Here is a 5,311-nt window from a genome sequence, read left to right as displayed (position 1 = left end):
ACGACGCTGGTCAAGCATCCCTGGACTAACGGCATGGTCGAAGCAATGAACAAAAAGATCAAGGCGAACACCGTCAAACGCTTCCATTATGACAACGTAGAGGCGCTGAAAGTGCATTTATACACCTATCCCATCAATTACAACTTCAACCTCAAATTACGCGCTATTGGACGCCTACCGCCTTTCGAGGCTATACTCAACTTTTACAAGGAAATGCCTACTATTTTTACTATTAAACCAGACCACTTAATAGTGGGACTAAACATTTAACATACATTATCTCCTGTTAGTTAATTATTTATCGGGTGAATTTTGGCGTTCAATTTATTGTATACCCCTTAATGCTATTTTTCCGTTCCGACCTCTTGCATGGCCTTCTGGCAACGGTTGCTGACGGTCTTCAGATGTGGCTCCATGCAGTCCATAATCCGGCCCTCCCCTGGTTCAACATTTGAACAATGTTTAAAGCCGGACGGGGCATGTTGCCCCGTTCGTAAGATTAACGTGATTCAAATATAAAAGCACTTTCAGAATGTTTGAGACGGGGTTGAAACCCCCGTCCCGCGTGTAGTAACCGAAATTCCAGAAAGCACCCGTTGAAAAACAGGCATTGATAATACCTCAGATGCAAAGTTTCCTCAGCCGATTTTTTCTATCTGTTAGAAGCACATAAACCTAAATTCGGCATTTGAACCACGAAGAACACGAAGGGCACGAAGAATTTCAATAGGTTATCAAGGTTTCGGCACTCACCTTTTGGGAGAACGCTTATTTCGCCACACCTAGTGATAACTCACTGATTTTACTTCGTGTCCTTCGTGGTGAAATGCTTTTTTTAGGATAAACTGTCCGGTTTCAGATTGCCCGAGGAGGGTGTGAATGAAACCGGACAGACTGGCTACAGGCGCTTATCTGGGCTGACGGGTACTGCATGAATTATTAAGAGCACAGCAATGCTCGCCACAAGATGTTTAATTGTGTGGCCGCTAAGAATACCAATGGAGTAAAACAACTGTTGGTCGAAATGCTCGAATACTTTGGCGACAAAATATAACGCTAGAGCGGATAACAGGAGCAGGCCATTTAAATAATTGCGCTTGAAAAATAGCAGGATTGTTGGAATTAAAGCCATTGGTAAGAATTGTACAAGTGCATATGGCCTGAGGTCGCCGTACCCACTAATCTCTGTGCAGTACCAATATGCGACTGAGCCAATGCCTAATGCTATTAGTGGCCACAACGTGCGTGATGTAGATCCTAGTATTACCCGCTCGTCAAGGAGCAATGAAAAAAGTGCCATGAACGCAATAGTCATTGGCAATCTGTCCCATAGTAGCGACTGAGTAGACGGTGCGTAGTGATAATAGGATGAGCCTATGCCGACAAGCAGGACTCCTATGCAGAGTGCTAGATATGCGTTTCTACTCTTTTCCTCCGCTAAGTGGCGACCCCGATACAAACCATATAAGCCAGCCAATAAGAAGGGAACATTGGAGATGAAATTCCAGAAATTAGGGATGCCTACAATTGCCCGCGTATCGGCAAATTGGTGATATGCAGGGTCTTGCGGGATTCGGCCTATGAAAATCATCGCAACAATCGCAGAGGCTGTAATTAACGCCAGGATGGATTTGCGATATCTATTTGCGAGCATGTTGCCCTGTTCGCAGGATTAACGTGATTCAAATATAAAAGCACCTTCAGAACGTTTGAGACGGGGTTTCAAACCCCGTCCCGCGTGTAAATTGGCTAATTAATAATGATAAATACACCTATTCTATTCCGCTAATTGTTGAATACCATCCAATAACCACTTGGTTTGGTTGGCGGATTTAGGCTTAATGAAATGCCAAACTTCCCTGACTTGCCCGGCTTGCTCGTCACGGTCTTCGCGTAGGATGGTGTCAAACAGGACGACGACTTCGATTTCATTACCTATTTCCCTGACTTCCAACAATTCGGCATTCAATTTCAGGATTTCGGTGTGGTTTTCCTCGGTGGATGCCTTTATTTGATCCTGTATCTCGGCGAATACCTTGTCTGTCGTTAAGCCCCTGATTTCGGCAAGATCGCGTTCGTCCCAGGCTTTTTGCAGGGCTTTGTAGGCTATTTTGGCGCCGTTTAGGAAGCCCTGTTCATCGAAACCTTTGGGTATAACGGCGGTGTTAAAGTCTGCATCTTGGTTTTGAACACTTTGGTCGGATAAATCGGCAGTTTTTTTGCTTTTATCAAACAAAATGTCGGTATTAACCCCTGACGAGCTATTTTGTGGCGATTGATCGGGATGTTGTTGATAGCCGGAAGACATGTCTTGATAGCTATCATTACTGGTTCGACCGCTTGTTTGACCATAGGTAGGCCGCTGCGCGGAACCAGCTCTTGCCGCAAACATCCTGTAGAGGAAAAAGGCAATGCCACCAAAAATGAGCATGTCAAGAAAGTTAAGGCCATGGAAACCGCCGCCCATAAACATTGAGCCTAATAATCCGCCTATCGCCAAGCCACCCAACATGCCCATAAGTCCGCCGCGATTAGCCCACCCTGGTTTAGCGGTTTGCGATGGATTGCCGGCCTGTTGTTGATTGGACGGGCGTGTTGGCTGTGCTGCCGAGCGTTGGTAAGGTGCGCTATAGGAAGACCTGCCGCCAAAGGAGCTGCCACCGCCGAAACGTCTGGCTTGCGCGTCGGATAAGCCTGCAAAGGTTAAAAACAGGGAAAGTAGTACAGTAAAGATAATGCCGGTTTGGATTTTCATAAATTCCTCAAAGTTAAATCGGGCAACACTAAGATGGGGGAGATTGGTAAAAGTTTCAAGTTGTTAATTATCCTTATATAGAATAACATTGATTCATGTTACCGGTTCTCCGCAAATCACTTATTGTCGTGCTGGCTATGCTGCAACTTTTTGTGCCATTGGTGCATGGGCATACTGGCGATAAAAGTTTCAATCAGGGTTTGCATGTTCCAGGCCTTGAGTTATACCTTACCCATCAAGATGCCTATGTTTTTCAGAATGTCAATCATGATTGGGCCCCTGAAGGGTTGCTTGTTGTGGTTAATGCGGGTGTCAAGAATCCACAGGATATTTCTGTCGAGACTACAGGAGGTAGTTTTGCCCTGCTTCCATCCGATCAGTTACGGATAACGGCTTTACCTGAGAACGACAACAATTTTTCTCCGCAACCCCAGTCATTCGGTTTCCGAAGACTGCTTTCTCCTCATTCTCCCCGCGCACCTCCTGCCCACTAATCCACGGTTTTTTAAGTCCCGGACGGGACACACTGCTTTTTAGATTGAAAAATACGCGGTTTTCCGCATTGAGCTTGCCTATGTTTGTTTTGAACCTTTTTATAAAGGCGCTGACGGTTTTTTTGCTGATCGCTACTGTAGCTATCGCTGAACCGAAACCCAACGTTGCCCATAACGACCCCATAGAAATTGATAACTCGCTGACTTTAGCCAAAGTTGTTGACCTGACCATGGAAAAATTTCCAGATATGGCTTGGCTCAAGTCCTTGGTAGAGGAAGCGACGGCCATTAAGCAACGTGGGGAAAGCTGGACGGCGGGCACGCCCCAAGCAGGGCTTGGCTATCAGAATATGACCAGTGGAACCGTACACTATATCGATGCGACAGTACAAGTGCCCTTGTGGAATTTTGGCCAGCGCGATGCCGAAAAAGACAGTGGCATCAAGGCCGAAAACAGCGCCGACCTACTGTCTAAAGCAACCAAATTACGTATTGCAGGGTTGGTCAGAGGTGCTCTGTGGGACATGGAGCTACAACAAGTCCGTTATCAACAAGCACGGGCGGAAATTGATATCTTTGAACAATTGCTGGCTAAAGTTGAACGGCGGGTTGAGTTAGGTGACCTCCCCCGAGCCGATGTCTTACTGGCACAATCCGAGCTGCTGCAAAAACTCTCAACCCTTACCCAAGCTGAGGCTGAACTCATGCACGCCCGCAAGCGGTATTCAAGCATTACGCAATTGACCAAAGTCCCGGCCGCATACCAGGAAAAATTGGTAGCCTTAAAAAAGCTTGAGTTTAATCACCCGTCATTCGTGGCTATTAATAGCCAGATCGAACGTAAACAAGCGGAAATTAAGGCAATTAAACTGGTAGGTTCTGGGCAAACCAATCTTATGGTCGGGGTCAATAGTGATCGGACTCAAAACAATGATCCACGAAGCAATCAAACCGAGAGTTTTAACATTGGAGTGAATATACCGTTTGGCGGGTCTGAACATCTTCAACCACATATCGCAGCCGTTAATGTTGAACTCAATCGGTTAATTGCAGACCGCGAACAGCTTTACCGCAATTTGGAACTTGCCCACCATGAGGCGGAACACAATCTCGAAGTCAATGAAGCCGAACTGGAAATTGCCAATGAATTGAAACGGGTTGCCGAAGAACATCTCGGGATGATGCAACTAAGTTTTTCTGTGGGAGAGATAAATTTGATGGATTTGTTAAAAGTGCAGTCCAGGACACAACAAGCGATACTGAACGCAAAAGAACGGGCAATCATGTTAGAGCGTGATATTGCACTCTATAACCAAGCGGTGGGGGTGTTGCCATGAGTAAGATACAAAATATACTGCTGGTATTCGTATTGGGTTTGTTTACTTTTAGCTCCTTGACTTGGGCGAACGATGATTTCATCCAACTGACGCAACAACAGTTTGATAATCTGGGAATAAAAATCGGCAAATTAGAATCTGTCAGCCATATTCCCCTATTCACGGCTCCTGCGAAAGTGGTGGTTCCACCCGCTAATGAATTTATCGTGAGTACAACTCAAGCGGGGCTAGTTGTTAAAATGAATGCGTCGGTGGGTGATAAGGTCGATAAAGGCGAGGTTTTAGGGCTGATTAACAGTCCTGATTTGCTGACCTTACAAGGCAATTATCTTAAAGCCGTCGGCGCATTAATACTGGCCTCAGCAACCTACAACCGGGATAAAACATTACGTAAGGAAGGTGTCGTTTCAGGCCGCAGCGAACAAGAATCGTTTAGCATCCATACCGCTTCGGTAATCGAGTTAAATGAAGCAAAACAACTGCTTCATATTGCAGGGATGTCCGCTAACGAAGTCAAACAATTAGATAGCACAGGTCAGCTAGTCAGCCAAATCAGGATAAGGTCACCCGTAACAGGCAGGGTCATTGAACGCATGGTGGTTTCAGGAACGCACGTAGACCCTATGTCGCCGCTGTATCGGGTAGCCAACCTGGATGAGCTTTGGCTGGAAATCAATATTCCCCAGGAACATATCAGCGAAATTAAAATCGGCGATAAAGTGCAG

At 45.9% G+C, this 5,311-nt stretch carries 5 protein-coding genes and 1 pseudogene; 4 read left to right on the top strand and 2 right to left on the bottom strand.

The window, feature by feature from the left end:
- Positions 1-270, top strand: a pseudogene (locus ACLQ6D_RS10650) (IS481 family transposase); the annotation flags it as partial.
- A 628-nt stretch (positions 271-898) separates the two neighbouring features.
- Here ACLQ6D_RS10650 and ACLQ6D_RS10645 read toward each other — a convergent pair.
- Positions 899-1,654: a ceramidase domain-containing protein gene (locus tag ACLQ6D_RS10645; protein WP_411727260.1), complete on the bottom strand. Its 756-nt coding sequence runs from the start codon at positions 1,652-1,654 to the stop codon at positions 899-901.
- A gap of 123 nt (positions 1,655-1,777) precedes the next feature.
- Entirely contained in the window at positions 1,778-2,755 is a 978-nt protein-coding gene (locus tag ACLQ6D_RS10640; protein ID WP_411727259.1) for a Tim44 domain-containing protein, read from the bottom strand.
- Positions 2,756-2,850: 95 nt separating this feature from the next.
- Here ACLQ6D_RS10640 and ACLQ6D_RS10635 point away from each other — a divergent pair, with 95 nt between their 5' ends.
- The 3 genes from ACLQ6D_RS10635 to ACLQ6D_RS10625 all read left to right on the top strand — a co-directional run.
- On the top strand, positions 2,851-3,249 hold the full coding sequence (locus tag ACLQ6D_RS10635; protein WP_411727258.1) for a hypothetical protein: 399 nt from the start codon (positions 2,851-2,853) through the stop codon (positions 3,247-3,249).
- An 80-nt stretch (positions 3,250-3,329) separates the two neighbouring features.
- Entirely contained in the window at positions 3,330-4,586 is a 1,257-nt protein-coding gene (locus ACLQ6D_RS10630) for a TolC family protein (RefSeq protein ID WP_411727257.1), read from the top strand.
- The coding region (locus tag ACLQ6D_RS10625; RefSeq protein ID WP_411727256.1) for an efflux RND transporter periplasmic adaptor subunit at positions 4,583-5,311 on the top strand (729 nt) is incomplete at its 3' end. The genes ACLQ6D_RS10630 and ACLQ6D_RS10625, both read left to right, overlap by 4 nt.

Source organism: Methyloglobulus sp., assembly GCF_046714055.1.
Taxonomy (GTDB): Bacteria; Pseudomonadota; Gammaproteobacteria; order Methylococcales; family Methylomonadaceae; genus Methyloglobulus.
Note: the sequence above shows the minus strand (reverse complement) of the source record. Positions and strands in the feature narration are given on the sequence as shown.

What these genes read in the sequence shown, in the direction of transcription:
- ACLQ6D_RS10645 (WP_411727260.1), bottom strand. Translation starts at nt 1,654, where the DNA reads ATGCTCGCAAATAGATATCGCAAATCCATCCTGGCGTTAATTACAGCC.
- ACLQ6D_RS10640 (WP_411727259.1), bottom strand. Translation starts at nt 2,755, where the DNA reads ATGAAAATCCAAACCGGCATTATCTTTACTGTACTACTTTCCCTGTTT.
- ACLQ6D_RS10635 (WP_411727258.1), top strand. Translation starts at nt 2,851, where the DNA reads ATGTTACCGGTTCTCCGCAAATCACTTATTGTCGTGCTGGCTATGCTG.
- ACLQ6D_RS10630 (WP_411727257.1), top strand. Translation starts at nt 3,330, where the DNA reads ATGTTTGTTTTGAACCTTTTTATAAAGGCGCTGACGGTTTTTTTGCTG.